This is a genomic window from Nocardiopsis mwathae, assembly GCF_014201195.1.
In the GTDB taxonomy this organism is placed as follows: Bacteria; Actinomycetota; Actinomycetes; order Streptosporangiales; family Streptosporangiaceae; genus Nocardiopsis_C; species Nocardiopsis_C mwathae.
The window spans coordinates 2,635,879-2,662,436 of sequence record NZ_JACHDS010000001.1; the positions used below are offsets into that span (position 1 = coordinate 2,635,879).

Annotated in this window: 36 protein-coding genes and 1 tRNA gene; 4 read left to right on the plus strand and 33 right to left on the minus strand. The window is 67.5% G+C overall.

Annotated elements, in window-relative coordinates; translation table 11 throughout:
• Positions 1-7: 7 nt before the first annotated feature.
• From HNR23_RS11170 to HNR23_RS11190, 5 genes are all read right to left on the minus strand, one after another.
• A complete protein-coding gene (locus tag HNR23_RS11170; RefSeq protein WP_184075512.1) occupies positions 8-301 on the minus strand; it encodes a hypothetical protein in 294 nt (97 codons plus the stop codon).
• A 3-nt stretch (positions 302-304) separates the two neighbouring features.
• Positions 305-637 (minus strand): hypothetical protein, encoded by a 333-nt coding sequence (locus HNR23_RS11175; RefSeq protein ID WP_184075513.1) that lies wholly within the window; start codon positions 635-637, stop codon positions 305-307.
• On the minus strand, positions 634-1,146 hold the full coding sequence (locus HNR23_RS11180; RefSeq protein WP_184075514.1) for a hypothetical protein: 513 nt from the start codon (positions 1,144-1,146) through the stop codon (positions 634-636). Before HNR23_RS11180 ends, HNR23_RS11175 begins: the two co-directional genes overlap by 4 nt.
• Positions 1,146-1,340, minus strand: coding sequence for a hypothetical protein (locus tag HNR23_RS11185; protein WP_184075515.1), 195 nt, complete (start codon positions 1,338-1,340; stop codon positions 1,146-1,148). Before HNR23_RS11185 ends, HNR23_RS11180 begins: the two co-directional genes overlap by 1 nt.
• 120 nt (positions 1,341-1,460) lie before the next feature.
• Entirely contained in the window at positions 1,461-1,700 is a 240-nt protein-coding gene (locus HNR23_RS11190; protein ID WP_184075516.1) for a hypothetical protein, read from the minus strand.
• A gap of 202 nt (positions 1,701-1,902) precedes the next feature.
• On the opposite strand from HNR23_RS11190, the gene HNR23_RS11195 reads away from it, so the two are divergent.
• Positions 1,903-2,145, plus strand: a complete 243-nt coding sequence (locus HNR23_RS11195) for a hypothetical protein (RefSeq protein ID WP_184075517.1) — start codon at positions 1,903-1,905, stop codon at positions 2,143-2,145.
• A gap of 98 nt (positions 2,146-2,243) precedes the next feature.
• Here the strand turns inward: HNR23_RS11195 and HNR23_RS11200 are convergent, their stop codons facing one another.
• The 8 genes from HNR23_RS11200 to HNR23_RS26315 form a co-directional block, all read right to left on the minus strand.
• The gene (locus tag HNR23_RS11200; protein WP_184075518.1) at positions 2,244-3,569 is read right to left on the minus strand and encodes a phage major capsid protein; all 1,326 of its coding nucleotides are present in this window, start codon (positions 3,567-3,569) and stop codon (positions 2,244-2,246) included.
• A gap of 118 nt (positions 3,570-3,687) precedes the next feature.
• Positions 3,688-4,518 carry an HK97 family phage prohead protease gene (locus HNR23_RS11205; RefSeq protein ID WP_184075519.1) on the minus strand — a complete coding sequence of 277 codons (831 nt, stop codon included), beginning with the start codon at positions 4,516-4,518 and terminating at the stop codon, positions 3,688-3,690.
• A gap of 9 nt (positions 4,519-4,527) precedes the next feature.
• Positions 4,528-6,486 carry a phage portal protein gene (locus HNR23_RS11210; RefSeq protein WP_246422089.1) on the minus strand — a complete coding sequence of 653 codons (1,959 nt, stop codon included), beginning with the start codon at positions 6,484-6,486 and terminating at the stop codon, positions 4,528-4,530.
• A 2-nt stretch (positions 6,487-6,488) separates the two neighbouring features.
• Positions 6,489-6,707 (minus strand): hypothetical protein, encoded by a 219-nt coding sequence (locus HNR23_RS11215; RefSeq protein WP_184075521.1) that lies wholly within the window; start codon positions 6,705-6,707, stop codon positions 6,489-6,491.
• 53 nt (positions 6,708-6,760) lie between these two features.
• Positions 6,761-9,493, minus strand: coding sequence for a terminase TerL endonuclease subunit (locus HNR23_RS11220; RefSeq protein ID WP_184075522.1), 2,733 nt, complete (start codon positions 9,491-9,493; stop codon positions 6,761-6,763).
• On the minus strand, positions 9,468-9,929 hold the full coding sequence (locus HNR23_RS11225) for a phage terminase small subunit P27 family (protein ID WP_184075523.1): 462 nt from the start codon (positions 9,927-9,929) through the stop codon (positions 9,468-9,470). Before HNR23_RS11225 ends, HNR23_RS11220 begins: the two co-directional genes overlap by 26 nt.
• 829 nt (positions 9,930-10,758) lie before the next feature.
• Entirely contained in the window at positions 10,759-11,178 is a 420-nt protein-coding gene (locus HNR23_RS11230) for a helix-turn-helix domain-containing protein (protein WP_184075524.1), read from the minus strand.
• On the minus strand, positions 11,175-11,510 hold the full coding sequence (locus HNR23_RS26315; RefSeq protein WP_221308091.1) for a hypothetical protein: 336 nt from the start codon (positions 11,508-11,510) through the stop codon (positions 11,175-11,177). The genes HNR23_RS11230 and HNR23_RS26315 overlap by 4 nt, the downstream gene beginning before the upstream one ends.
• Before the next feature lie 98 nt (positions 11,511-11,608).
• Here HNR23_RS26315 and HNR23_RS11240 point away from each other — a divergent pair, with 98 nt between their 5' ends.
• Positions 11,609-12,211: a hypothetical protein gene (locus HNR23_RS11240; protein WP_184075525.1), complete on the plus strand. Its 603-nt coding sequence runs from the start codon at positions 11,609-11,611 to the stop codon at positions 12,209-12,211.
• An 826-nt stretch (positions 12,212-13,037) separates the two neighbouring features.
• Here the strand turns inward: HNR23_RS11240 and HNR23_RS11245 are convergent.
• The 4 genes from HNR23_RS11245 to HNR23_RS11260 all read right to left on the minus strand — a co-directional run bounded on the left by HNR23_RS11245 (position 13,038) and on the right by HNR23_RS11260 (position 14,824).
• Positions 13,038-13,304, minus strand: coding sequence for a hypothetical protein (locus HNR23_RS11245; RefSeq protein ID WP_184075526.1), 267 nt, complete (start codon positions 13,302-13,304; stop codon positions 13,038-13,040).
• 109 nt (positions 13,305-13,413) lie between these two features.
• Positions 13,414-14,322 carry a DNA cytosine methyltransferase gene (locus tag HNR23_RS11250; RefSeq protein ID WP_221308092.1) on the minus strand — a complete coding sequence of 303 codons (909 nt, stop codon included), beginning with the start codon at positions 14,320-14,322 and terminating at the stop codon, positions 13,414-13,416.
• Positions 14,323-14,477: 155 nt separating this feature from the next.
• Positions 14,478-14,552, minus strand: a tRNA-OTHER gene (locus HNR23_RS11255).
• Between the two features lie 17 nt (positions 14,553-14,569).
• Positions 14,570-14,824 carry a helix-turn-helix transcriptional regulator gene (locus tag HNR23_RS11260; protein ID WP_184075527.1) on the minus strand — a complete coding sequence of 85 codons (255 nt, stop codon included), beginning with the start codon at positions 14,822-14,824 and terminating at the stop codon, positions 14,570-14,572.
• Between the two features lie 268 nt (positions 14,825-15,092).
• Between HNR23_RS11260 and HNR23_RS11265 the strand changes: the two genes are divergently transcribed.
• Positions 15,093-16,145 (plus strand): hypothetical protein, encoded by a 1,053-nt coding sequence (locus tag HNR23_RS11265; RefSeq protein ID WP_184075528.1) that lies wholly within the window; start codon positions 15,093-15,095, stop codon positions 16,143-16,145.
• A gap of 512 nt (positions 16,146-16,657) precedes the next feature.
• Complete coding sequence (locus HNR23_RS11270) at positions 16,658-17,782, plus strand: methyltransferase domain-containing protein (RefSeq protein ID WP_343070520.1); 1,125 nt, start codon at positions 16,658-16,660, stop codon at positions 17,780-17,782.
• A gap of 54 nt (positions 17,783-17,836) precedes the next feature.
• Here the strand turns inward: HNR23_RS11270 and HNR23_RS11275 are convergent, their stop codons facing one another.
• The 16 genes from HNR23_RS11275 to HNR23_RS27625 form a co-directional block, all read right to left on the minus strand.
• Complete coding sequence (locus HNR23_RS11275; protein WP_184075530.1) at positions 17,837-18,079, minus strand: hypothetical protein; 243 nt, start codon at positions 18,077-18,079, stop codon at positions 17,837-17,839.
• Between the two features lie 57 nt (positions 18,080-18,136).
• Complete coding sequence (locus tag HNR23_RS11280; RefSeq protein ID WP_184075531.1) at positions 18,137-18,601, minus strand: hypothetical protein; 465 nt, start codon at positions 18,599-18,601, stop codon at positions 18,137-18,139.
• Positions 18,602-18,666: 65 nt separating this feature from the next.
• Positions 18,667-18,816: a hypothetical protein gene (locus HNR23_RS11285; RefSeq protein WP_184075532.1), complete on the minus strand. Its 150-nt coding sequence runs from the start codon at positions 18,814-18,816 to the stop codon at positions 18,667-18,669.
• Positions 18,817-18,890: 74 nt separating this feature from the next.
• Positions 18,891-19,145 carry a hypothetical protein gene (locus tag HNR23_RS11290; protein WP_184075533.1) on the minus strand — a complete coding sequence of 85 codons (255 nt, stop codon included), beginning with the start codon at positions 19,143-19,145 and terminating at the stop codon, positions 18,891-18,893.
• Positions 19,146-19,270: 125 nt separating this feature from the next.
• Positions 19,271-19,480: a hypothetical protein gene (locus HNR23_RS11295; protein ID WP_184075534.1), complete on the minus strand. Its 210-nt coding sequence runs from the start codon at positions 19,478-19,480 to the stop codon at positions 19,271-19,273.
• A 151-nt stretch (positions 19,481-19,631) separates the two neighbouring features.
• The gene (locus tag HNR23_RS11300; protein ID WP_184075535.1) at positions 19,632-20,612 is read right to left on the minus strand and encodes a DUF3560 domain-containing protein; all 981 of its coding nucleotides are present in this window, start codon (positions 20,610-20,612) and stop codon (positions 19,632-19,634) included.
• Positions 20,613-20,676: 64 nt separating this feature from the next.
• Positions 20,677-20,961, minus strand: a complete 285-nt coding sequence (locus tag HNR23_RS27480; RefSeq protein ID WP_184075536.1) for a hypothetical protein — start codon at positions 20,959-20,961, stop codon at positions 20,677-20,679.
• Positions 20,962-21,023: 62 nt separating this feature from the next.
• On the minus strand, positions 21,024-21,290 hold the full coding sequence (locus tag HNR23_RS11310; protein ID WP_184075537.1) for a hypothetical protein: 267 nt from the start codon (positions 21,288-21,290) through the stop codon (positions 21,024-21,026).
• A gap of 86 nt (positions 21,291-21,376) precedes the next feature.
• Positions 21,377-21,754 (minus strand): hypothetical protein, encoded by a 378-nt coding sequence (locus HNR23_RS11315; protein WP_184075538.1) that lies wholly within the window; start codon positions 21,752-21,754, stop codon positions 21,377-21,379.
• Between the two features lie 153 nt (positions 21,755-21,907).
• Positions 21,908-22,501, minus strand: a complete 594-nt coding sequence (locus HNR23_RS11320) for a hypothetical protein (RefSeq protein ID WP_184075539.1) — start codon at positions 22,499-22,501, stop codon at positions 21,908-21,910.
• Positions 22,502-22,665: 164 nt separating this feature from the next.
• Positions 22,666-23,151, minus strand: a complete 486-nt coding sequence (locus HNR23_RS11325) for a hypothetical protein (RefSeq protein WP_184075540.1) — start codon at positions 23,149-23,151, stop codon at positions 22,666-22,668.
• Between the two features lie 86 nt (positions 23,152-23,237).
• Positions 23,238-23,654, minus strand: a complete 417-nt coding sequence (locus HNR23_RS11330; protein ID WP_184075541.1) for a hypothetical protein — start codon at positions 23,652-23,654, stop codon at positions 23,238-23,240.
• A gap of 73 nt (positions 23,655-23,727) precedes the next feature.
• Positions 23,728-23,940 carry a hypothetical protein gene (locus tag HNR23_RS11335; protein WP_184075542.1) on the minus strand — a complete coding sequence of 71 codons (213 nt, stop codon included), beginning with the start codon at positions 23,938-23,940 and terminating at the stop codon, positions 23,728-23,730.
• A 10-nt stretch (positions 23,941-23,950) separates the two neighbouring features.
• Positions 23,951-24,832: an endonuclease domain-containing protein gene (locus HNR23_RS11340; protein WP_184075543.1), complete on the minus strand. Its 882-nt coding sequence runs from the start codon at positions 24,830-24,832 to the stop codon at positions 23,951-23,953.
• The gene (locus tag HNR23_RS11345; protein ID WP_184075544.1) at positions 24,832-25,521 is read right to left on the minus strand and encodes a hypothetical protein; all 690 of its coding nucleotides are present in this window, start codon (positions 25,519-25,521) and stop codon (positions 24,832-24,834) included. The genes HNR23_RS11340 and HNR23_RS11345 overlap by 1 nt, the downstream gene beginning before the upstream one ends.
• A 260-nt stretch (positions 25,522-25,781) precedes the next feature.
• A complete protein-coding gene (locus HNR23_RS27625; protein ID WP_394353766.1) occupies positions 25,782-26,426 on the minus strand; it encodes a GNAT family N-acetyltransferase in 645 nt (214 codons plus the stop codon).
• Positions 26,427-26,558: the final 132 nt, after the last annotated feature.

Here is a 26,558-nt window from a genome sequence, read left to right on the forward strand (position 1 = left end):
TCCAGGCTCAGAGCACCCTCCCTGAGGCTTTGAGCAACGACAGGAGGCGGGCACGCGCCGCCCCGTCCGCATCCGCGGCAGGTTCGGCGCGCACCTGCGCCTCGGGGCGGCCACGGCCCTTGCCCTGGGGTCGGACGCTCTCCGCGACGGTGATCTCCGCCTTCAGGCCGGAGCCGGCCGACAGGGTGCGGGCGTTGGCCGCGATGTCCTCCGCCCGTTTCCGCAGGGCGTCGCGGACGCCTTTGGACCGCATCGCCTCACCGATGCCCGCATAATCGGGCTGGAAGTAGGCGTTGCCCACGCGTCACCCCCTGACATGGCGAAGGTGGATCGCGGTGTGGGTGAGCCGCCCGGTGGGTGAGCGCTGCTGTTCGGGGCGGCCGTGCACCTCGGCGACGATCCCCCGGTGTTCGAAGGCGTCGGTGGGGTGCACATTGGTGAATCCGCGGATGTAGAGGCGAAAGTGAGCGGTCACCGTGTCCCGCGTGGTGGTCTCGTCTTCGGAGGAGTCCACGGTCTGCCAGCACACCCCGTGCAGCGGCACGCGCTCGTCGATGTAGACGTCGTTGCCGTACTGGTCCCGCCCGTCGAGGCGGCGCCGCACCCACGTCACGGTGTCGGACCACAGCAGGCTCACGGGCGCGCCCCCAGCCGGTACCGGTCTAGGGCGGCTTCGTCGAGCGGGTCAAGGGCGGTCGCCTGGGCGTAGCGCACGGTGAGCCGGTCCACCGTCTCCGAGACCACACCGGCGGGGACCGACGCGGCGCGCGCCGCCAACCCCACCGCCAGGGCGGCGAGGTTGTCCGGCACCGGGTCATACCCGGCCGTGTAGTCCACGGTGATGCGGCCGAACCCCTGCGGCCACCCATGCGGGTGGTGAAGCTGGGCGTAGCGGTGCGACACCCGGTACCCGGCCACTGGCTTCCCGTCGACGCGGACCTCGTGGACCTGGCGCAGCCGCATCGTGTGCAGGGTCAGCACCCGCCCGCCGTGGCCGTCATACTCCTCACCGTCCACGGTGTGCCGTTCGATCGGCCACCCGCAGCAATCGACGATGTTCTGGCAGGCTGCGGCCAGGAGGGCGGGGGCGTGCGGCGGGGGCGGCACGTCACTGTGCCGCCCCCAATCCTCCAGGGTGGCCAACATCAGTTGCCTCCCCGCTTCGTGTGCGGGGCGCGGGCCTTGTTGTGCGCAGGCTCCGCGCTCCCCTGCACCTCCTGGTCGCCGTGGTCCGGGTCGAGGAGCTTGCGGCGGCGCGCCTCCCTCTCGGTCAGCTGCACCTTCGTGCGGTACCCGTTCATTTCGACCTCGTAGGTGGCCAGCGGTCCAGGGTTGGTCATGGTGTTCACCCCCTCCCCCAACGAGATGACGCTCGGCGCGGCGCCGGGTGTGCCGCAGGAGGCATGTCCCGCCCCGCACACCGGACACCGGCCTTTCTGCTGCCGGACGAACACCGGCTACTACTTCTTCTTGGCGGCGTCTTCGAGGGCCTTGACCCTCTCTGCCAGCGCCTCCAGGTCGGCCCCGGCCGCGTACCCGGGGTGCTCATGGTCGCCGGGCGGGAAACTCGACGGCTTGGACTCGATGTCCTCCCACTCGACAGGGCCACCGGCCCCGCCACCGGAGGGGACCAGGCCCTCCAGATCCTCCGGCTTCTCCGCGCTGCGCAGGCGGGCCTGGAACTCGCTCATGTGGCTCATATGGGGAACCTCCGCATCACTACCGCAAACCTATGATCTGCGACACACCAATCTTCGGAACCGAACTTGAAACACGGGAACACCAGGGCTTTTAAATGAGGATCAAAACAGCACCACCAATACACCGAAGAAGCATGCACATAGAATCACCCCTGGCGGACAACTCCCACCAGGGAAACCCTCCACACAGAAAGGACACCCATTGCTGAAAAGCGCAAAGAAATCAGCATCCGCAATCCTCGCCACCGCCAGCATGGCGACCGTCGCACTTATCGCAACAGCCCCGGCGGCCGCAGCCCACAACGGACCGATCACCGTCGCAAGTGGCTTGAGTGAAAAGCGGTGCAACACCTTGCAGGGGATATACACCCGCTTCGAGCCCCGGTACAAATTCGGCTGCGTCCGAACCTTCCCCGACTACAAGCTCGTAAGGTTCGCGAAATGATCCGCCCAGAGGAAACTCCGGAATGATCTAGAGACCTCAAATCATGCGGGCACCGCCGGAGCCTACGCAAGGCCGCCGGCGGTGCCCTGCCCGCCGGGCTAAGCGGCCAGTTCCACCTTCACGAACGCACTGGGCTGGATCACCGCGAACGCCACACGGCACTCCGCGAGAATGGCGACCATGTTCCGGACAAAAAAGTCCGCATGCGAATCAGTGACGGTGATAGAGGCGTCCTCGCGGTCGTACAGGATCGCCTTCTGCCAATCCCCCACGAACAGCTGGCCCTGCGGCACCGCCTCGTTCTCCACCACCGGCAGGTTCCACAAGGTGCCGGTGCCCCCGGCCGCCACCGGGCCGCCCAGCACATAGCGTCCCTCGTTGTCCTTGATCAGGTCCATCGCCTCAAGGTCGAGCGGGTTGCCCACAATGCCATTGGCCCGCGCGCGAGCGCCCAGCCGAGCCATCGTCTTCGCGCGTCGAATCGCCTCGATATTGGACCGCACAGGGTCACCCTTGCCCGGGTCGACGTTCAGGACCTGGACGCCGTCGGTGTTGGCGATACCGCGCAGATTCTCCGAACCGCTGTCATCACCGGAAATGATCTGCCGGTCGATCTCATCTTCCAGGCCGTAGCGCAGGAGGGCGTCGACCAGGGTGCGCACCTGGGCGGCGTCACTGATCGCGCGTCTGGTCATGGCGAACCAGTGGGCGATGGTCTTCACACCCGTCGAGCTCTGCCGGGTGGTGAATCCGGACAGCGGCTTCACGCCAGTGTTCGGCCCCGCCTCCTTCGGGGTTTCCACCTGCTGGGACTCGGCCACGAACCGGGCGTTCAGCGACACCGCGTCGATGTAGGTGTACTCGACCGTGTCGCTCGTGGTGGTCGCCGAGGCCACCAGCTCCCGCATCGTCAGCGGCCGCATGAACGGGTCCAGCCCGAGCTGGAGGCCCCGGTAGTCCGGTCGGACGAACCCGCCCGCGCTACTTCGGTCCGAACCGGTCAGCAACAGGTCCTTGTAGCCCACCGGGCGGGAATTGATGCGCTGCTGGGTCCCGAAGTGCGCGCCCGACTTGGACGCCAGCATCTCCTGGAACTCCGCAGAGTCCACGAAATGCTCACCCAGGGACTTACCGCCCAGGTCGGCGCTCTTGCCTCCCCGTGGCGGGCGCTGGCCACCGTTTGAAGGGCTGTACCCGACGCCTTCCAGATCCTTGATCGCTTCCCGGAGCGCGTTGTCGCCCCGGCGAGCCTTCACCTGCTGAGCGACGTCTCGGGCCTTCGCGAGGTGCTGGTGGGCGGCGGCCCGCTCGTCCTCGGTCATGTCGCGGCCCGCGTGTTCGGCTGCGTCCGCGATGTCACTGGCGGCCTTCAGGGACGCCTTCAGCTGCCCCTCAAGGTCGTCCAGGGTGTGGGTGTGCGCCATCTGCGCTGTTCCTCGTTCCTGGGTTGGAGCGAGGCGGCACCGACGGCCGGGCACACCCCCGATGGGGGTGGCGGGGCTGGTGTGGCCTGCATGGTCTGCTTGCTTAAAGGTGGGCGGCTCAGGCCGCCAGGTCGGGCAGGTCGCGGGTCAGCTCGTCCAAGGCGGCGCGCACCGCACCGGCCGCGGTCGCCCCGCCAGGCTCGGCCGACTTGCCGCGCGGGTCGTCGTCGGCGGGTCGCGGGGAAACGGCGGCCGGCAGGTGGGCGATGGTCTCGGTGAGCGTCTTGACCTGCTCGGCCAGGCCGGTGAGGAGGCGGTGGGTCTCCTCGGCCCCTGCTGTGCCCGCCCCCGGTCCAGCCACGGGTTCGGGTGTGGTGTGAGCGAGCTTCGCTGTGATCGCCTCGGTGACGATCTCGCGGACCCGCTCCTCACTCACCCCGGCCGGGGTCTTCACCGATTCGAGGCGTGTCGACTGGTTCGCCCCCACAAGGCACGGGCCGACCTCGAACAGCTTGAGCTCGTTCAGCGCGTAGTGGCCAGGGGCACCGTCCTTGCCCTCCACGTACTCGCCTCCGCCCTCGGGCACCTCATAGCCGAAACTGAACTGGGTGACCCTGCGGCCCTTGAGGAGCTTGTAGATCTTGGCGGCCTTGGGTTCGTCCAGGTCCAGGCGCGCCTTGACCCACAGCCCTTCCGGGGTTTCCTTTGCGTCCTCGACCACGCCGATGTGGGAGTCAGGGTCGGCCCAGTTGTGCGACCAGATCACCGGGATCGGATCGCCCTTCAGGGTCCACTCGGCGAGGGTCTTCTCAAAGGCCCCCGGGCTGATCTTGTCGCCTACAGAGTCGACGTTGTACGCGGCGACGATCGCCTCGAACACGCCGTCCTCGGTTCCTTCGTGCGTGCCCGCGGCTTTGATCGTCACCGGGGCGGACTTCGTGCGCATCATCGTGCGGGGTTACTCCTCGTCCGGCTCCATGACGCCGGTGATACTCAGTTGGCACTTGCACTTCGCGGCTTCTTTGGCGGGCAGCACCGAATCCCCAGGCCACCGGGCGCCGTTGCTGAATTTCGCGTCGATCGGCACGGTCTGCCCGTTGAGGCGTGAGTGGGTAGCTCGCGGGTTCCTGGTGGTGGTGCGCCATGTCTTGCGCGCTGAGGACCCGAACACCTTGCGGGCTTCGTTCACGCGCGTGTACCCGGCGACGTGCATGGTCTGCCGAGCCGCCAACTCCGCCGCACGCGAGGTAGACCAGGCAGCGAACAGCGCCTTCAGCGCCTTCGGCGGGTCGTCGCCCTCCAACGCTGCCTCGACCTGGCGCCGCGACGTCTCCGTGCTCGCTTCGGCCTGGCCTTGGGCGTTTTCCATCAGCCACTCGACCGCGTCCGACGAGTCGAAGTCGGAACTGTCGGGGTCGGTCCCCATCTCTTCCAGGGCCGCACTCGCTGAGGCCGACGCGGTGGACACGTTGATCCCTGACAGCACCAGCGCGAGTTCGTCCTGCCACCGGCCCCAGTTCACAGCATCGGCCGCGTCCTTCGTCAGTGGCCGGCTGGCCTTGGCGGCCCCCAGCAGGCTCGACAGGGACCGGGCCTGGCGGCCGAAAAACGCCGACAGCTCCCGTTCGGCGCGGGTCACCGCCCGCTCAGGCGCACCCGCCTTCACGTGGATGGTGCGCGTCTTGCTGCGGTCGTCATCCCGCACGGAGGGGTCCGGCGCCGAATCCCTCGGGGACGCCTGCCCGCCCTTGGCCACGTTCAACGGGGTCACGAGCTCGTCCCCGCCGTCGAGCGCAGGCAGGTTGTTGCGGGCACGGACCTCGTTCACCGTCATCCACGGGGCTCCCGCGCTGGTGGACGCTGCCGCGGCCTGCTCCTCGAACGACCCGCGCAGCTTCTCCTGAATGTTGAACTCCAGGTACAAGTCGCCGAACTCATCAGCCAGCTGCGCCTCAAACGCCTCATCGATCTGGGTGAGCAACGGCCCCAACGTGTCCTGGTACAAGTGCTCATGCTGCGCCCGAATGTTCGAGAACGTGGCGTGGTCCAGAATCCCGACCAGCGGCGGCGGGACGAAATACGCGGCCGCGACCTCTTCACGCGTGAGCTTGCGGGCCTCGATGTACTGCGCGGCACGCGGGTCCAACCCGGCCGGCACATACGTCATGCCGTCCTCTAGGACCGGCACCCCGCCAGCCCCGGGACCATCACCGGTGTACAAGTCGGCGAACTCGCGTTTGAAGCGTTCGCGGGCCTCATCCGACCAGTCGCGCCCGCCTTTCGGCACCGGCCGTTGGATGAACCCGGAGGTGCGGGCGCCGTTACGCCACATCTGCTGGCGGTGCCGGTTGGCCTCGTGCTCCTCGATGAGCACGCTCCGCAGAGACTCCAACGGCGAGGTGCCGCCCCACAAAGAGTCTGTGGCGTACCCGTGCAGGTGGATCACATCCCCCGCGGGGACCTCCGACCCGCCCGCGATGCGGTAAGCGTGCGGGGCGATCCACGACCCCCCTTCCGGGGCGACCCACGCGGCGGGAACCGGGATCAAGCCGACCACGGAACCGCTGCCATCCCGGACCTTCACGACGAACGCTGCGTCGTAGATGCACAGGTCTGCCACTACACGGAACATCAACCCGAAACGGGTCAGCTTCGTCTGCGGCAGCGGGCGGGCCAGCAGCTTCGCCAGAGGGTGGTCGGTGACGCGTTCCCGGTCGGTGTCTGAGACCCGCCGGTACACGTGCAGCCCGAGCTGGGCGATGTTGCGCGCAAGAAACGCGACGACGGTGCGCACCTGGGGCTGTCGGCGGTAGATCTCCCCGTACTCCACCCACTCGGCGCCGAGCTGCATGGAGCTCGGCAACTGGTAGCCGCCGGGGCCGCGCACCAGATCCAGCTTCCCACCAGACACGATCATGCTCACGACGGGTCCACCACCTGCCAAAACCTGATGCGGGACCGCTCTAGGACGATCGCCCCGTCGCACGGGGTGGGGGTGGCGCCGGGCTCCAACCGTTCGGCCTGGCGGAGCTCCACCAGCGGCCCGGCCTTGCGGTACAGCACCCCGCGGAACCCGGTGTCGTCGTCGAGGGTGATGACGACGCTGCGGCGGGACAGCAAGCGGAGCCACGCGAACAATGCGGGCCACCCCCCTATCTGTGGGTCGGCCCGCGCACGGGGGCGGGGCAGGGTCAAGCGACTGTGAGGCCGCGGTCCTCGTAGGCCGAGCTGGGAGCGGCGTCCTCGCCCCGCAGCGTCCAAGCGGCCGCGGCCATCGCGGCCGTGGGTACCGCATCGATCCGCTTCGCGGACTTGTCCCGCTCGGGCTTGTCCGGCCGGATCAGGTCCGGGTTGTACGGGGCGCGCCGCACCTCCACCGAGTCGAAGCAGAACGACGCGACGGGGTTTCCGTGGTGCTGGAACCGGCCGGTCTTCACCAGCGCCATGATCTCGGTGAGACCAGGAGTCATCCGGTCGTAGGTGTTCTTGTACGCGGCCACTTCGCCGACCTCCGGGTCGAGCCCGACAGCGTCAGCGACCTTGTTGATGACCGGCCACATCGACCACTCATCGGCATCCAGACCACGAAACGCGAAGTGATCGCCGTCGTCAGCGATGTCGGCCAGGATGCGGTCGTAGTCCTGGATGTTGCCCTCGGTGACCGTCAACCAGCCCTCTTGTGCCCACCGAGTGAACGCCCCGTCGTTCTCGTCGTCCAGGCGCGGCAGCGCGTCCTCAGGAAGCCAGAACCGCCACACCACGTCAACCGGCCCGCCGGGCTCCTCCGGAGGCAGGAGCACACACCACGCGGTGAGGTCGAACTTCGCCGACAGGTCCAGCCCGCCCCACGCCTCGCGGCCGACCAGATCCTCACGCGCTTGGTGCGGGTGGCTCCACACGTCCCCCCTGCACGCGTCGTATGAGTGCATCGGCATCCACCGTGTCGCCTGCCGCACCCACTGGTTCAGCCGGAACTGGCGAAACGCGTTCTCCTTCTCCGGGGCGTTGCGCGCGTCATTGGCAGCCTGCCGGAACTTCTCCACCGACAAGAAGTCCCCCAGGGCGGGGTTGGCGATCTTCCAGGTCTCCTCATCCCACGGGTCCGCGTCATCCGGGGTGTTACGCAGGTAGACGAACGTGTGCGGCGACCGCTCCGGCCGGTCCGAGATACGCTGCATCTCGTTGTGCATGTTCGCCGCGAAACTCGCCGGGTCGTTGCCCGCAGTCGTCGCGGCGATCATCAAAGGTTGCTTGCGCGCCCCGGACCCCATGCCGGTCTCCATCGCATCCCACAGGTCCCGCTTGCGCCACGCCAGAATCTCGTCGGCGGCGACACCGTGGGGGTTGTACCCCAGGGCACCGGCGGCGTCAGCGGCGATCACCTGGTAGAACGACGCGGTTTTCGGGTCGACGATCCGCTTGTTGGTCTCCTTGATTCGCAGACGCCTCGACAGCACCGGCGACAGCTGCACCATGCGGGACGCCACGTTGAACACCAGGGACGCCTGATCCCGGTCGCGGGCGCACCCATAGAGCTCAGCCTCCTCCTCGTTGTCGGCGACCAGCAGGTACAGCATGATCGCGGCGAGGAGTTCAGAGTTGTGCGTCGGCGTTAATGACCGGCCGGCGAGGAACACACTTGAAGGGTGCTCGATGGCGATGCAAACTGCTTCGGCCGGTTCCACCTGGTCCACTGCGGTGATGGCATTGGTGGAGGAGCGCGTAGGCCGGTGGGGGCGCGTAGCCAACAAGCGGGCCTTGCGGGTCAGGTGGAACGGGGCCTCATCGGCGTAGGCCGTCCATGCCACCCGCCAGCGCGGCCCGCAGTCACGTCCGTTCAAGCGCGCCCGGCTCTCCTTGATCGTGGCCTTCCACCCCAACGATCGGGCGAGCACCAGCACCGCGTCGGCAAGCCGGTACTGCGTCGAGACGAACTCGACCCGGGGGGTGTTCGGGCCGGTGTTGACCGATCCGTCGGTGTCCATCAGTCCCCGCAGCAACTCCAGGCGCTGGGAGCGTGAAGCGGTCAGGTAGGCGTCAGGCACGTGCTTGTTGCCCAACAGTCCGAGTGCGCGCAGCCGCGCGTTCAGTGTCGCCCCGCCGTTGCCCCGGCCCAGGCGGCGTCCGTCCGACAGTGTCCACGCATACGGGCCGCCCGCTTCGCGTTTCACGGGCTGCCCCAGGGCGCGGATCCGCTCGATGATCTCCGCATCGGCGCACGTCAACGCCGCCCGGTGGGTATTGCCGTCGCCCAACCAGCACCCCAGCAGGTACGGCTCGATGGGCAGCGGTGTCTCGGGGCGTTGCAGCGCCTGGGGGACGTCCACGCTGTAACGGCGGTCGCCCCGCCGACCGTAGGTGAAGGTTTCGGCGAGCTCACGCGTGGCCACTACGCGCTGAACATTCAGCCTGCGGTCGTTGACCCACCACTTGTGCTCATCGCTCGCAACGAGCTCCGCACCGTCAGCGAACCGGACCTTGTAGGTCGGCCTGGTGTGCCGTTCGCTGACCCACAGCACCCTCGTCAACTCACCGTCAGCGGCATGCACCTCATCGCCCGGCCGCAGTTGCCCCATCGTCGTCCAACCCGCCCGGGTGAGGATCGGGGTGTCCACCGCCAGGGCCTTGCCGTTCTTCCTGGCGATCTCGATCCAGGCCGCGTTGTACCGGCGGACATAGGCCCCGTGCTCGCTGGACCAGGTGACCGTCCCCATGAGGGGGCGGATGATGTCGTCGCTCTGCCAGCCGGTGAGGAGGAACGGCTTGCGCGCGTAGGTGCCCTTGGTGTGGACGAGGACTTCCTCCACGAACCCCGTCGCGTGGTCGGCGCGCGGGACACAGAAGTGGCTGGTGGTCTCTCGGCACGTGGTCCCGTCGTGGGTCCACCCACACACCTGGTTAGGAGAGGAACCGCTCGGCGCCACCGGGTTTCCCCTCCTCCTCGATGCTCAGTCCGCCCCGGTCGGACGGGTTGAGACCGAACCGGCCCCCCAAGCGGGTCATCACGTCGGTGGTGTCCCGCCAGATCTGGAACCACGGGTTCTTGACCTCCGAGCCCCGGTAGCCCTCGATGACCTCGCCCATCGCGTCCAGCTGGGCCGCGGCGCGCGCGTGGCGGGCGACGGCATCGCAGTAGGAAGCGAAGGTGTCAGCGTCCCACGGGGTGAGGACGCGTGCGGCCACCAGCCCGGGGGCCAGGCGCTCCCACACCGCACGGGCGCCCGGGGATAGGTAGCCGGGGGGCGCGACATCTGTCTGTTCGGGGGTGGGTTCGCGGGTGTTGATGCGGCTGGTACGGTCGCCGTCGATGACGGCCAAGCCCCGGGGTTTGCGGGGGCGTCCGCCCTTCTCGTTGGGCACAGAGCACCCCCTCCGGGGGATTGTGCAGAAGTCGGGAGTTTCGGTTTTTTGACAGCGACGTCACCCGCGCGCCCGCCCAGACCCAGCCCTTCAGCGATTGCGACCCCCCTACCCCCTCCCCCACGGGGGTGCCAGGGAGATCCGGGGGAGGACTCCGGGTGCGGCGGGAGTGGTGGTGCTGGTCCGCGTTGGGTGGGCGGGGGTGGTGTGGTGCGGTCCCCGGGGGTGCCGCTGCTCGTTGCCGGGTGCCCGGTGGTGGTTCGGCCGGTCCGCTGGGTGTGGTGTCGCGGGTGCGTGTGGTGCGGTGCCGGTGGAGGGTTCTGCACGGTTCGGTTCGCGGTTCGTTGTTCGCGGCGTTGTTCGTCGTCGCGGTTGTCGCGGTTCAGTTCCGGGGCGACGTGGTTTGTGGTTCGCCGTGTGGCGAGTGCGAGGCGGAGCCGGCCGCGGAGTGTGGCGCGTTCCCATTGGGTGGTGGGGTTGAGCTCGTTGTGGTGCGACGTGTCCGAGTTCGTTGTGTGGTTGCCGCGGATCTGGTTGATGATCCACCAGCGGCGGCATGTGCCGCATCGCCACAGGGTTCCGGGGTCGCCGTCGGGTTCGTGGATCGTGATGATGTGGCGGGTCCATGGCCCGAAGAGCTTTGTGGCGGGGCGGGTGGTGGTCCGGGTCGGGGGTGTGCACACGTGGCGGCGGGGCATGGAACGCTCCTGGTCGGCGTGGGCGGGGGTGGCGGTGTTCGGGGGTGCCGTCCCCCTCATGGGGTGCGGGGGTTACCAGGGGGCTCCCCGGTGCCCCCCCCCGGGGGGTCACTGGCTGCGTGGCGCGGTTCTCAGTGCTCGCCACTCGCCGCTTCAACGTCGTTGGCGCGCAGCCACCACGGGAGACTCCGCTCTCGCCTGCCGTTGACGCCAGTTCCCGTGGTGAACCAGTCCCACACGTAGGCGGAGCGCATCGGGGTTGCGCACCCGGTTACGCGGAGGGGGCGGTCCCGGTCGACGTTCGTTGGCAGGAGGAGGGCGTTGGGTGTGGTGTTCAGGGCCGTGGCCAGGGCAGCGAGCTCGTCGACCGTTACCTTGCGTTGGGCCTTTTCGATCTTGGTGATCGCGGTTGCCTGGAGTGGTACGCCGAGGCGGGTGAGTTCGTCGGCCAGGGCTTCGGTGGTCTTCCCCTGGTTGGCGCGGTGTTCGCGGACAGCGCGGGCGGCATGGGCTCCGGTGGGCCCGATGGGTGTGTGGATGCGGGTGGTCACCAGGGGGCTCCCTTCCACCAGCCGCCGGGTTGATGTCGGGCGCTTTCGGAGCTATGACAGCTATGACATAGGCCCCGCCCGTACTCGGGGTCGTTGGGGTTGAGGCCCATCTGGGTGAGGGTTTTGCGGTCCAGGGGGTAGTGGTCGGCTTCGGTGGCGGGGGCGCGTCGGCAGACCACGCAGATGCGGTCGCGGGTGAGGACGCCTTGCCGGAAGCGTTGGCGGTGGGCGCGTCCGTAGCCCTGGCGGTGGGAGTTGCCGCGGCGTTGGCGGAGGTCACGGTTGGCGCGGGTGCGGCACTGGGTGCAGGTGGGTTTACCGGGGCGGGACATGTTGCGGCAGCCGGGGGTTTTACAGGGCTGTTGGGGGCGGGAGGGCAACGGGGACGTCCCCCTCAACAGCTTCTCGGGTATCAGCGGCGCTGGGACTGATGACGCAGTACATTTACGCCATGTTCTTCATGAGCGGATGGTTCTCCTGGTGGGACACTGCGGCATACGGACCCAACATCGCGGGCGGATTAGCGGGTGGGTTGGTGGGAGGTTTGATCGCGTTGGCGATCGCCTTGCTCGTGTCAAAACGAGAGGTTAAACAGTACGAAAATCAGCGAATCGCCACCCGGATAGATGCGCTACGGCGTAGTATCGTGGACGAATTCGCTATCGCATGTGACAGGCTCCTAAACTCCTCACCAGCCGAGTGTGAGTCTGCTTTCTACCGAGCCAACCATGCAGCCACCGAGGTTCTTCTTGCTCTCAGGGAGATTAGACCCGAGACGCAGAATTTTCAATGGTTCGATCAAGAGTGGAAATCGGTCCACGAAATCTATGAACGTCAGCTGATCCTCGCAAGGGTTGTTGCGAAAGATGCGCGCACTCCCGTTGTTGTGGAGCCTTTGAAGTCTGACGAGCTGGACAGGGCAACAGGATCCTTGACCCGTTTGACGAATGCCTGCCACCGGTGGGCGCTTCAGCCAGTCGAGCGGTGGAGCCCACCCAGAGACCCCAAGGCAGACGAAATCGAGCGTTCGTGATGCGCTGTCATTTTCTAGCAGTTGCCAAGCAAAGCACTCGAAAGACTCCACCTAGGTTACGTGGGTAGAGTAGGGTCCACCCACGCCTGTTGGGCTCGGTTGAACCAAGCCTCAGCACCAGCCAGAGTCTCATCGACGCTGTTTCCTGCGAGATAGCTTCTGTATTCCGCCTCGCCAGCTTTGTGTTTCTTTTCCGCCACAGGGAGTTCACAAAGCGGCCGCCACTTGATGGCGCAGGCATATGCTTCACCGAACTCCCCCTGGCCGAATCCCCGGCCTTCCACACCGAACCGGAAGGTCATGTCTTGCGCAATAAGCGCCCGCTGGTGACCACACCTATTACGGGCGTAAACAACTCCCACAATCGCTTCCCCCCGCTCCCCAAAATTTTTCCGAAGAGTCCGATATTGATTTATTCTGTCACTCCCATGGCATTTTGAAAGCTCGTCATCGAGGCTAACCACCCACCAAAGCACCTCAACCAAGGAAATGAGGACTCTTCTCAATTCTTCATTCAATCCTTGATCTGAGCCAGAGGCCTGAGAAGAATACCAGAGATTCCGCTCTTTGTACCGCTCGTGGGCTTCATCAAATCCCCGCCTAGCCAGACCAAGTCGATTCGCGGGGGTATCATCTAAATTCCAAAGCATTCCCCTACCTCTGACCCTAACGCTGTTTCCTGGATGCTGCCCCGGGGACGATCAGGGTATCGCGCGCTCCGCGAAAGCTCAGGCGTCCGCGCCGCGGCAGACACTGAGGGGTTCCCCGCCCTGGGGCCGCGGCACCCCGGAGAAGAACCGGGCGGCGCCTCACAAGGCGGGGAAGATCATCCAGAGAAACGCGCCACCGCCAACACCGTGCCCTCGGCACCCCGCCACTGCTGGGCAGGGATCAGCCCCAAAGCGCGGGCGTCACCCAACGGCAGCTCCCGCACGATGTCAGGGGTGTGCCCGAGCTCGCGTGTCAGCCGAAGAAGGACGTCATCGCGCGGCGTTGTGTCACCAGGATCGAGCAGGATCGTGGCAATGTTGGGGGGCAATTCGTGCTCCGGTTCGCGGTTGGCGGGTGTGGTGTGCCCCGGCCGGCTCGACACCGCCCAACCCCCGTGGGGCGGCGGAGCCGTGGCCGAGGCACGTGGTGGCCGGCAGGGATCGCAGGCGGTGTCCTGTGCGTGGGTTTTCCTGGTGCCTGCCGGGCACGGTCTATCGGGCGGGGTCGGGCCACGCTTCGAGGTCGGCGAGCGCGGCGGCGGCCTGCTGGGGGACGACCCCGTTGCCCAGAGCGTGGCGTTGGGCGGAGTAGGACAGGCCGGGCACCCCCGTCACCCACCCCTCGGGGAGTCCCATGAACCACTCCAGCCACCGCATGGACAACCGCGGCGTCCGGGGGCCTTGTTCGGCCGGGTAGGGGGCGGGGCGGCCTACGACCTGTTCCCACCGCCGGATCGGGGTGTGGAAGCGTCCCCATAGGTCGGGGTCGTGTACCCCCTCGCCGCTGAGGCTTCCAGCAGGGACCGGATCTGGTGTGTCACCCACACCTGGCTTCCCTTCGCTCTCATCTCCTGCTCGGGGCGGCCCCACCCGCTCTCCGAGGCGCAGGGCGTCGACAGCAACGACAAAGACGCGGGGGCGCTGGTGGGGCGCGCCAGCGTCGGAGGCGCGCAGAACCCGCCATCGTGGTAGAAACCCATGCTCGGCCAGACCGTGAACGACGCGTCGCATCGCTTCTCCCTGGTTGGCGGTGAACAGTCCGCGCACGTTTTCGAACACGAGCCGTCGCGGGCGTTGGGGCAGTTGCTGGATTCCGTTGAGGATGAAGTCAAAGATCCACCGTTCGTCGTCGATCCCGCCCCGGCGGCCGGATAGCGAAACCGGCTGGCAGGGGAACCCGGCGGTGATGATGTCGACCGGGGGCGTGTTGGCCCAGTCGATGCTGTGTAGGTCGCCGAGGTTCGGGGCGGGGTAGTTGTGCGCGAGGATGGCCGCGGGTCCGGGTGCGGGGTCGGCGACCCACGCCGTCCGTGCTCCGTAGACCTGTTCGGCGGCCATGTCGAGGCCGCCGTAGCCAGTGCACAAACTGCCGATGAGCGGTGGTTGAGCTGGTTGGTTCAAGCGGTTCCCCACTGGTCTCGCGTGGTTTCTCGGGTGCGGGAGGGTGTGGGGAGGAGTTGGTCCTGACCGCCGATCCCCCCCAGGCGGCGGTCAGGGGTTTTCCGGAAGTGCGCCGGTCCTGGGCGCGAGGGGGTGCGCTCGGTGGGCCGTTTCCGTGGTGTGCCGGGCGGGGTTCGAACCCGCGCCTCCCCCGCCAGTGGGGGGCTCTGCCGGTGTTGAGCTACCGGCACATGGGGGTGTCGTCGTTCTAGGCGGCGATGGTGTGGGCGCGGGAGGTGCCGCGGACGGTGACCGCGTGCACTACTCGCTGGGCGTCGACGATGTCGAAGAGTTTGTTGCCCTGGTGGTCCAGGCCGACGATGGGGAGGACGTAGCGGGTGCCGTCTGGGAGTTTCACGCCGCGTTTCGTCCAGGCGTAGATGGTTTTCGCGGATTTCCCGGTGAGGCGGGCGAGGTCGGGGGCGGTGATCAGGTGTCCGTCGACCAGTGGCACGGCGCGCACGCGTTTTTGTCCCCCTCTGGGTATAAGAAATGCCCCCGCGCCTGGTGGCGTGAGGGCATACGTGTGGTGCTGGAATCGAGTCTACATGTAGATGCGACCACCCAACACCACCACAGCATGTGGGGTCAGCCACATGCTTGGGGCTCGAACCTGCCGTGCACACCCGCGTCACCCTGGATCACTCACTACCGGAATCCACCCAGGCCGGTCAGACCCCACACGTATCCTAGGCAAGCCACTTGGACCTGCCGCTTTGAGAGGATTCAGTGTGACCCCGGACGACCTGTTTACTAAGGCCCCCGATTCCCGGGGCGGCTTCACGATGACGTTCAATCGTCCGCTAGTGGAACAGCTCAGGCGCGGCCCCATGCTCGCCTACCGCGATGAGGACGTCGCTTATCAGCTGGTGTGCCTACTAGAAGCCGAGGTGCCGCTCATCGACGGCCACGGCAGGCTCAGTAACCAGGACGTGTCCGACGCAGTCCGATGCGCGGACGCGGTCCTGGGTCGACTCAACACCTCCCAACGCATACCTTTCGCAACTCGACGCGAATATCTGAATTCTCCGGGATTTGATCGCGATATCGCAGATATCTGCGGACCCATCCTGCGGGCGCTCGCCGATCACGAACGGGCCACGTCCCACGCAGGATTCCGGGGCGTGAACGGCGACCTGCGTAACGTGATATTCGCTGCGACGAAGAAACCAGAACTCGTCTGGGTCGACGTGACCCAGGGAATCGTGGAGATCACGAAGAACGCCGAGCACTGCCTCATGTACGACCGGCCCATCCCCTCCACCGGCCTAACCGTGTCCGACATTCTCGCCTGGTGGAAGAACCGGGACGGCATCCACTCGCTCCCACCCACCGCTCAACTCCAGCAGCTCAAGACCCGACTCGCAGACTCCTCCCCCAGCAGCCAACCGGAAAAAGACCTGCTTCGCTCCTACTGGGCGTTCGCGGAGTCCCGCGGATTCGACTCCACCCCGGCGATCCTGCCCCAGGTCTACCTGCACTACGACCCGGTAACCCAGGCGCAGCGCGACCGCAACGGCGGTCGTGTCATCCCCAATCAGCGCAGGGACTTTCTGCTGCTCGCGCCCGGCTCCCGCAGGATCATCTTGGAGATCGACGGCAAGCACCACTACTCCACCAGCGGTGAGCCCGACCCGCGGAAGTACGCGGAGATGGTCAAAGAAGACCGGCGCCTGCGCCTCCAAGGCTACGAGGTATACCGCTTCGGCGGCTACGAGTTCCAGCCCAGCCAGGCGCCAGACAACATGCTCATGGCGTTCTTCACTGAACTCCTCACCGACTAACTAACTGTTTCCTCTCCTGAGGGGTTGGGAGAGCAGCCTTAGACCGTTCTCTGCTATCGGGTCAGAACAGAAATACAGATGGACCAGGGTGTCCACGGGACCCTCCTTCGAGCACGGGTATCAGGGCGCACGTGTGGCACCCCGTGTCCCCCCCGAAGGGCCGATGAGAAAACGCAGCGCACCCTAGGCCCGCCGCTGGAGCAAAGCCTACCCAGGCGTGGTGGGCAGCGCACCCGGCGGCAGCGGCTACCCGCCCCGCGCATTGGCCGTACCTAGCCGGCGCCCCCGCCACCCCCAATCGACGGGTTAGCGTCGACACGCCTCACCCCTAAGAAACCAGGAGGCCCGATGCCTAGCACCCGAACCACTACCCGCCCCGCCCACCACCCCAGAGCAGCCGACTGTTCCAACTGCGGTGGAAGCGGCGTGGTGTGGGTCGAGCAGGACGGCGCCGGGAAATGGAAGAAAGAGGCGGTGACATGCCCGGTATGCAACGGAAGCGGGGTGGTCTAGTGGGAAACGCGAACGACGCGCTGTACGCCCGCCACACCAACCTCGTCGCCGAACTCGACACCACCGAGGAGATCCGCACCGCGTTCAACGCCCACCCCCGGCACCACTTCATCCCCGACCTGATCTGGCCCACCGCCATGGGGCCGCCCGTGAGCCGCGACGCCAACCCCGACGCGTGGGCCGAGACCGTCTACCGCGATGATGCGGTTACCACGCAGACCGAGGGAACCGGAAGCGTGAACGTGCCGACGTCCTCATCATCGGCGCCCCAGGTCATGGCCGACATGATCCGAGCAGCCGGGGTGCGCCCCGGCATGCGGGTGCTGGAGGTCGGCACCGGGACCGGGTGGAACGCGGCGATTCTCGCCGAACTCGTCGGCACCGGGGGCAGCGTGACGACGGTCGAGGTCGACCCGGGCGTCGCGGACGCCGCACGCCACCGGCTCGCCGGCACCGGAGTTCGGGTTGTCACCGGAACCCGGCCCCCCGGCACCGGCGAGTTCGACGCGGTCCTGGTGACCTGCGCTGTCACCCGCATCCCCGACGCGTGGGCGCTAAGCGCCGCTCCCGGCGGGGTGATGGTGCTGCCGTGGGCGCCCGCACCCCACGCCGAAACCACACCCATCGCCGCGCTCAGCATCGACGGGCACCGGTGGTCCGGCGCTTTCATCCGCGAAGGGTCGTTCATGCGGTGCCGCGACCAGCCCCGCCGTGTCGGCCGGTTCCCCGGCATACAGGCGACGCCCCAGGCTTCCGGTGTGTTCCCCGCGACCTCCGAGGAGCTGCTAGAAAGCGACCTCATGACACCGCTCATGCTGACGCTGCCCGGTCTGCGGTTCGGGGTGGGCATGCGCCCGTTCAACGGCGACCCCCGCACCATCGTCTATGTGGGCGCACCTGACGGTTCCTGGGCGTATGTGTGGCCAGACGCGACCGTGACCATGGGCGGGCCGACCCCTGTCGCTGAACGCCTCGACGCGGCGTACCGCCAGCTCACCGGCTCTGGGGCGCGGCTGGAGGAGTTCCAGCTCGAAGCCGGTACCGGTGCCGCGTCCTACCGGGTCGTGCTCGACGGTGTCGGCAGCTGGGATTACCCCGTTGCGCGGTTCGACCAGGCCGAGTAGACGTTCCGCTCAGCTCTTGGGCGCACCCCCCGCTGAGACGCCCCCGGCGGGGCGTCACTTGGGCGTGGCAGGGGCTGTGTCCAGTCCGAGACGCCGGTGGGGGTGCTTCATCGCTTGGAACTGGGCGGCCCACGCGGCTTCGCTTTCGGGGGTGTCGTCGCTTCCCAGGGACGGTACGACGGCGCGGGTGATGTGGCCTTGGTCGTTGGTGGCCTCCACGGTCCAACGGTTGAGGTCGCGGTCAAGGTGGATGCGGGGGTCGGCGAGGGTGCCGGCCCCGGTGTCGGTGTGGCTCACGGGAGTTCCTAGCCAGAGAGAAGACGGGGGCGGGTGTGCCGCCCCCGCGCGGGCTCATCAGTGCTCGATGTCGCCGTCGAGGACGGCTTGTGCCTTCTCCAATCGCGTCCGTGCCACACGCAGCTCTGCCCGTGTTCTGGCGAGCACAGCGGCCTGCTCCTCCTCCCGCTCGGTGAGGGTTGCGATTCGGCGCGTGTACTGGGCGACACGGTCCTTCGCGACAGCCGTGCTCGGCCGACGTGGAGCACGCGGTCGGTCGTCGCCTCTCGGGCCGCCGCGCGGCTTCTCCTTCTGACGGCGGGCGAACTCCTCGAACTCCGCTCGAACCACCCACTTGGTGGGTCGCATGGCCCCGTTATCCACTTCCATGACGATCTTTGGGAAGTTGGGGTGGCGGCTGATCCAGTTCGAGAGAGCAGCTCGGGTGACTCCGGCGTCACGGGCAGCTTGGGCGAGGTAGGTGAGCTCGTCCTCGCGCCCCTGGTATTCGGGGCGGTACCAGGTGACGTGGGGGCTGTGCATCGTGTGGTCCTTCCGTGGGTTGGTGGGGGCCGGGTTTCCCGTCCCGGCCCCGTGTGGAGTGCGGTTTAGATGCGGCGGACGGGGATGCCTGCCTTGGTGATGGGGGGCTCCTCGGTGTAGTGGTCGGTTTCATCGTCGGTGTTGTAGGCGGCGGCCAGTTCGTTCTCGGCGCGGGCGGCGGCTGCGTCGGTGATGGCTTCGTAGTAGTCGTACACGGTTCGTCTTTCGGTGTGGGGCTAGTAGGGCTTGGTGGGGGCGGGGGTGATCCCCCGCCCCGGTTCGCTGGGGGTTATTCGCCTTCGGGTTCTTCGTGGATGAGGGCGCCGCACTTGTCGCAGTCCACGCGCGTTCCGGGGTCGATGTTCCACGGGTAGATCTCGCCGAGTTCCTGGTTGGCGTCGGCGAGCCGCTGTGCTTCGTGGTGGGGCATGCAGGTGAGGCACATGGCGTGGCCGTTCCAGTCGGTGTAGGCGATGGTGGGGTCGGCGCGGAGGTCACGGAGGGTGGCGGTCAGCTGTTCGGCGGGGGTGGTGTGGTTGTTCATCTCGGTCCTTTCGGGGTGGTGTTGGGGCGGGTTCCCGTTCCGCTCCCAACACCCCAAACACTACACGAAACTACGCACAAGTCAAATCATCGTGTTGCCCTCCGACCCCGCCGGAGGGCGGCGCCCTACAGCTCGGAAAGGACCTCTTCAGGCGAGAACCCGGCCGCGTCGCATACCAGGCCGAATGCCGCTTCGGCGTCGCGGTAGGCGGCGACCGCACCCCAGTCGGGAGCGAATCCACGGTGTGCTGCCTGGCAGGCGCGGCGCATCGCGTCGTGGGCGTCGGAGATGGAGCGGTATTCGGTTTCGGTGAGCTGGTCGAGGACGCCGGACATGCGGTTCCTTTCGCGGTTGGTGGTGCCGGGTGGGGTTCCCGTCCCTCCCGACACACCAAATACTACACGAAACTACGCACAAATCAAAATCCGTGGGGGAAGGAAAGCCGCCCCGGCACCACCGGAGCGGCCACACCCGACCCAGACCCGATCAGTCCCCCCGCACCACCTGTTCGATCTCCTCCGCCGACGCACGCCCGCGCACCCTGTCATAAGGCAGCGTGTCCGTGATCAGACGCCCATTCGCCTTCCGGCCACGCGGGTTAGCGTGAGCCTCCTCCCAGGTGTAGACACGGCTACCCGTGATCCACAGGTGCGCCCACGGGATGCTCAGCGACTTCTTGTTCACCCGAAGCACCGGCACCCACTGCCCCCACACCTTCACGTAGTCGCCCTTCGTGAAGTCCTCGGGCCGCCACACCTTGACCCCCGCCGCTTCGGCCTGGGCGACGTGATCCCGCCAGTAGGCCAGCTCGTCACGCAGCTGGGCGAGGTCGGCCCGCCAGGACGCGCACGTCTCGGTGTACTGAAAATCGCGCAGCAGGCGGCGCTCCCGCTCCTCCAACCGCTCGATACGCCGCAGCGTCGCCGGGACGCTCTCCCGGAACCGGCGGCCCTGTTCGGCGGCGGCCTGCTTTCCATCCCAGTAGGACGCTTTACCGGCCTCCCGGTGGGCCCGGTCGTCGGTGGCCATCATCTTCTTGTGGAACGAGCGCGCCCGGTCGCTGATCAGCGGCTGGCCGATCGGCCATCCCTCGGCCATCTCCTCGAAGCGGGAACGGGCCGCGGCCGATTTCTCGGCTGCCCGGGAGCGGTAGGTCGCGGCGCGCTCGGCCCGCGCCTCGGCGCGCTCGCTGTTCTCGGCTTCGGCGTCGGCGAACGCCCGCCCGGGGGTGGCGTTGTCGACCTCGACGGTGACGGCGAATCCTGCGTCGCGCAGTCGCCGCGCGGCGTCGTCGACGCGCCAGGAGGCGGCCTTGTCGCGGGACCGGGGCACGTACCAGCCGGGGCCGTCTGGGAGGTTGCGAGAGAACCAGAAGCCTGCCGCTTTGAGATGCTGGTCGGTGCCGTCGCCCCGGGCGGTTCCGTCGGCGATGGTCCCGTCTGCGCGGGTGTGGCGGATGGTGATCACAGTGTGTCCTTTCGCGGTTGGTGGTGTGGGGCCGGTTTCCCGTCCGGCCCCCGTTGTGCGGGGGTCAGGCGATGGCGTCGAGCGCGTCGTCTTCGGCGATCCCGGCGGCCTGGCAGGCGCGGCTGAAGGCGAGCCGTGCGGCGGCCCAGGTGCGGTCCCACCCGGTGGGTGAGGGAACGTCGGGGTCGGCGAGCAGGGTGGTCGAAGCGGTGAGCTCGCACAGCTCGTGCGTGGTCCGGATGATCTTTCGCTGCTTGGGGGTGAGCCGTTCCCACGCGGCGGCCGCCCTGTTCGTTTCGGCGGCGCGGAGGGCTGCGGCAAGGGTGTCGACGGCGTGGCTGGTGTGCACGGGGGCGCCCTTGGGTGTTGTGGCGGGGGCCGGGGTTGTGCGCCCCGGCCCCGGGGCGGCGGTTAGAGGCACATGACGTCGCTCATGTCGAAGGGGATTCCGGCCGCCTCTGCGGCTTCCTGGGCGGCGGCGACGCGGGTGTTGAGGCCTGCGAGGACGGCGAGCTTTTCGGCGTCGGTGGGGGCGGGGCCGTCTGCGTTCATGCGGCACCAGTAGGCGCGGGCCTCGGCGAGGGCGTCAAGGTAGGCGCCGTGGGGGCCGTGGATGATGGCGAGGACGAGGGTGCCGTCGGTGTTGGCGGTCATGGTGAGACCTGCGGTGGTGTCCATGGTGGTCCTTTCGGTGGGGGTGGGGGCGGTTTCCCGTTCCGCCCCCGAACAAGAACAACTCTACACCAAACTACGCACAAGTCAAATCATTTGGTGTGGCGAGAATCCCTCAGATTCTCCGCGATCGCCAACAGCTCGCGGAACAACAGGCAGGCGTTGGCCCCCGCGAAGACATCACCGCTGCGCAGGTAGGCCAGAGCCGCGTTCTGCATGCGGATGTGCAGCGCCAGGGCCTCGATAACCAGTTCGTCACCGGACTCGCCAATCCCCACGGAGCGGCGGGCGGCGAGTCGGGCGTAGATGCCTTCCAGGGTGTCGTTTTCGATGCCACACATGGCGTCTTCCATGCCGGGCAGGTAGATGCCGAGCCGGGTGGCGGCATCGCGGGCGATGTACATGGCGCAACCCTGGCCGACGCAGGAGGCGTAGCGGACGGCGTTTTCGGGGGTGCTGTCGAAGCCCATCGGGGGTGCCTTTCGTGGTAGTCCTTGGCGGCCGGCGCGGGGTTCCCGTCCCGTTCCGACACCAACCACTATACACGAAAACACGCACAAATCAAAACACTTGGGTGGAGAAAAGGGCGACCCCGGCCACCCACCGGACACCGCCCCCAACCATCACCCCGAACGCTTGCCCTCCCCCGCCTTCCCCCGCAGCCAAAACCCCGCCTGCAACTCATCCACCCGCCCCCGGCGCCACCTCTCTACCCGATCGGCTCCCACCTCACCCGGCTCCCACAACCCCGAAGACCTGCGGTAGCGCATGGTCGACTCCGGAGTGCACGGCGCCAGGTACGCGCACACCCCCTCCCACGTCAACATGTCCTCAGGCGACCCCACCGGGTCCGGAACGTTCTGCACCCGCCGCCGCACCCGGTCCAGCCCCTCCTCGGGGAACGTCGCCTTACGGTCGCGCTTGGGCCCGGGCTGCGGCCAGATGTCCGCGTGCTCGCGCGGCCACCGCTCCAGGGTGCGCGGCGACAGGCCGTGCTTGGCCGCATACTCGGCGAGGGTGACCCACCCGGGGACGATGCCGCGCGCCTCGTCCAGCGCCTGGGGGTCGAAGAGGGGTTCCCCGCCCCGCTCCCCGACCGGTTCGGGCAGGGTCTTGTGGCGTTTGAGGGTGCGCCGCAGCTTCTCGGGGTCCAGTGGCTTCTCGGGGTCGGGGCTGCGTGCTGCGGCGTACTCAGCGAGGGTGACAAGCTGTACCATGGCAGGCGTCCTTTCGTGGGACACGGGGCGGCCGAGTTTCCCGCTTCCAGCCTGCGGGCTGGTCGCCGGTCCTGGACCGGTAGAGGCCGCCCCACTCTTGCTCTTATGCGCCAGCGGCCCGCCCCCGGTATGTCGGGGCGGGCCGCGCGCTTTCTTCCTTACTTCTACACGTGGTCGGTGATCTGTTCCAATCGGTCGTCCCAGTAGGCGGCCTCATCGGCGTCCGGCCACCCGGAGAAGGCGGCCACGGCCTTGGCGCGGGAGCGGGCCGAAGCCATCACCGCCTCGACACAGCGGTTGATGTTCCGCCCGTAGGGGCTGTTCCACCATGGGATGATCGCGCGGACTCCGAGCGCGGACGCGGCCTCCGAGGTGTCGCGCATGGCGCGCACCAGGACGGGGTGGAGGTCGGCGGGGAGCCCGGAGTTGCGGTTTTCGAGTTTTTCTAGGGCGCGTTCGACACGGTGGCAAGCGTCGTCCAAGTCGCGGAATTTCGCCGTGTTGGGGTCCAGCCGGGGCAGGTGGATGGCTTTGGGGATGGTGGAGAGCATGTCCCGGACGGCGGGGTAGAGGTCGGAGGCCCAGAGGCGGTGGAGGCGCTGGAGTTCGTAGTCGGGGGCGGTGGTGAGGTCTCCGGGCCAGATGGTCATGCTGTGGTTCCTTTCGCGGTTGGTGGCGCCGGGTGGGGTTCCCGTCCCTCCCGACACACCAAATACTACACGAAACCACGCACAAGTCAAACCACGTATTCGGGTGTCGGCCCCACACGCGCCTCCCAGCGGCCCAACATCACCCCGACCTGCCCCGCGTGCGCCGCGAAGTCCCGCACACACCACGGCGCCCCCGATCGGGAGTAGGCCGTGTACTGCGTGGCCGCCGAAACCCACTCCCGGGCGGCCGCCTGCAGGACCACGGTCACCCACCAGCGCCCATCGGCGGTGTGCGCCTCGGCGACCTTGTCGGCCGCCCGCCAGACCAGGGCCTGCCAGCGGAACACGTCGACGTCGCTGCGCGCCTCGGGGGCGCCGAGGTGGATGCCGTGGGCGGCGAAGGCCCGGACGAGGGTGCGCAGGGTGCCGGCGAGTTGGTCTTCCATGTCTGCGAGCTGGGCGTGGCGGCCGGGGCGTTCCGGTCGTGCGTGGTGTGCGGTCATGGGGTCCTCCGTGGGGTTGGTGGTCGGGGTTCCCGTCCCGACACACACCACCTTACACGAATCCACGCACAAATCAAACAGGGTTGGGGGTTGCCAACCGCCACCCCTCACCCGTCGACACGAACCGCACCCCCGGCAGCTCACCAACCCCCAGCCCCGACACCGTGCACAGCACTCCGGCCGGGACCATGACGGGGTCCCCGATCGGATACTCCACCCCCGAGGCCACGCCCGTCAGCTCAGCAGCATCCCCGTCGACCATCGACACCTCGAACACATCACTCATGATCCAAAGGCTAGCCGCCACAAGGCGCATCCAAGCGCCGCGCACGCACGGCGGCGAACAGCCCAGGGTCCCACCCCGCCCGCTGCGCCCGCTCCACCGTCTTCGCATAACACTTGCCCATGTCCGGGTAGACCAGCCCCAACCGCACCGCCGGAGGATGATCCAGGTAGCCCGCCCACACGCACCCCGCGACGTGCGGGCACTCGTCAATCCAGGCGTTGCAGTGACAGCACAGCAGCCCCCGGACGAGCCCGGTGAACGGGTCGTGGTCGACGAATTCCCCCGGCCCGCCGCACGCCGCGCACCCCGGCCCGAACTCCTCCGCCAGCGCCCGCCGGGCTCTCCCCCGTGCACCGGCGCCACCCAGCCACATGGGCCACACAACAAGGCATCGGGCGGGGCACCGCCGCTGTGGCGGCACCAGGGCGGCGTCGACCGGCTCACCCACCGGACGGACCTTCCAGGCAAGGCTGCGTCTACGGCCCTCGCTCCCAGGCGGAGGATGGACGCGGTAGCAGGTACCGTCCGTCCACCAGCAGATGTGCTGTTCGTGTTTCCAAGGGGCATCCTGGCGGGCGCGCACGGGCCGGTGCCCGCACACCATGCGCCCCTCATCCCACAGGTGGAAACGGCCATCGTCGCCCGCAATAGCGCGCGGGGCAACACTGCCCCCACTGCGGACCGGGCAGGCGTAGACCGACGACTCCCGCACCCACGCGTCCAGCCCGGCCTGATCGAAGGTGAGCGCGTATCGCCACACCAGCAGAAGCCGCCGGTGCTCGGGGAGAGCATCGAGCCCGCGCGGCACCGCGCCAGGGATCGGATTCCGGGCGGCCGGCGCATAGGAGGGCGGCGCGGCCACGATGCGGTCGGGGGCCATCCGGCCGCCCATCACATGTCGGCCTTCTCGCACACCTCGCCCGCGCACGCCAGCACGAACGGCCACCGCCACGGCGTGCCCGCCCCGCGCGCGTGCGCATCGTAGGGGTACACGCGGTACCGGCCGCCCCACCGGCGGCACAGCAGCATCACGGCTTCCTCGATCTCGCCCTCCGCCGGGTCATGCATCTCAGAGCGGAACACCACCCCCACATGCCCGTGTGGTGCTGTCACCGTCCACCGGGACAACGGGAACACGTCGCGCGTCTGCCGGAACCCGATCTCCCGCCCAGGCCGGAACCCGTGGTTCTCCTCGAACCCGTCCCAGAACTCGTTAACTTCACGCAGGGGATGGTCTGCGTAATCGTGGTGGATCGCCCCCGGGGACATCTTGAAGGAGTGCGGCTTGCCCACTGCCCGCCCCAAGTAGTCGGCTTGCGCGGTCAGAACGATCCGGGCTCCGCCTTCCGCAGGCACGTCGACACCGTCCATGGGGCCCGCAACGATGGTCCACATTCCATCGCCGGAGGGGCGCGCCCACGCCGTGGACGACACCGCGGTGAAATCCTCACCAGGGGACCATGTCGGGGCGCCGAACTGGGCGTGGGGCAGGACCACCAGGACCTCGAAACGGTCGACGGGGTCGTGCGGGTCAGCGGCCTGTGCCGCTCGGGTGAGGCGTCGGCGCAATCCTCTACGCATCTCATGCCCCCTAAGGTTCAGGGAATCGTTTCGAGGTTACCGGTGGGGACGCGAGGCCGCCTTCGTTTTTGTTGGATAAGTTCTTCAAAGGTGCAGCGTCGTGCGGTGGGAGGCCTGTTCATGTGCGAGGTCGGCGATCGCCTCACGCCGATCCGGTGGTGGCCATCGCCCAGTCGACCATCCGGATGCCCTCCTCGCTAATGAGGTGGTGGCTGTTCAGCTCGATGAGGCCAGGGCGGCCTCCTCGGGCCCATCGGGCCTCAGTCGTTGGGGAGCGCGTCCATGTAGATGAGGTCGCACGGGCGGTGGCCCCAATACCCCCCGCGCCTGATCACCCCAGCCCTCTTAAATCCAGCCTTCTCGTAAGCGCTAATAGCACTGGCATTGGGCTCCAAAGCCTGAAGCCAGACGCATTGCCGACCTGCGACCCCGAACGCGTAATCAAGGGCCAGCCGAGTCGCCATTGCGGCATACCCATTCCCCCGGGCTTCTGGAGCAATGATCAGGTGGTACTCGGCCGTCCTCACAACGTCGTCATTATCGAACCTCACCATACCGACAGGCGTTGAATCGGCGGTGACCAGCTCAAAAGAATGGGTGTCCCGCTGAGGGTGGTCCCATCGCATCTCGTAGCGGTCAAGTGTAGGGGGGAACCGGTTCCCGAAACCCCGAATGGTCTCGCTGTCGGATATCCACCTGTGGTAGACGGGGATCATTTCCTTACGCGACACGGCAAGACTCAGAGGGTTTCCCGGGTATACGATAACGGGTTCGTCCATATGGTGCCCCTGTTTCGCGCGAGTATTCAAGTTACTCATGATGGTAGCACAGCGCCAAAAAATGACCCGTTTCACCCTGACACATCCGGGAAGAATCCGCTCATGGGTGACCTTTCGCATGATCATGGGGCATCATTCAGCGACCAGGGAAAACATGACGGGACGCCCAAGTTCTGCGACCACTGCGGCGCTGACAACTCTGTCATGAGTATTAACTGCCGAAAGTGCGGCCGACCACTGCCGTAGACACACAAGAAC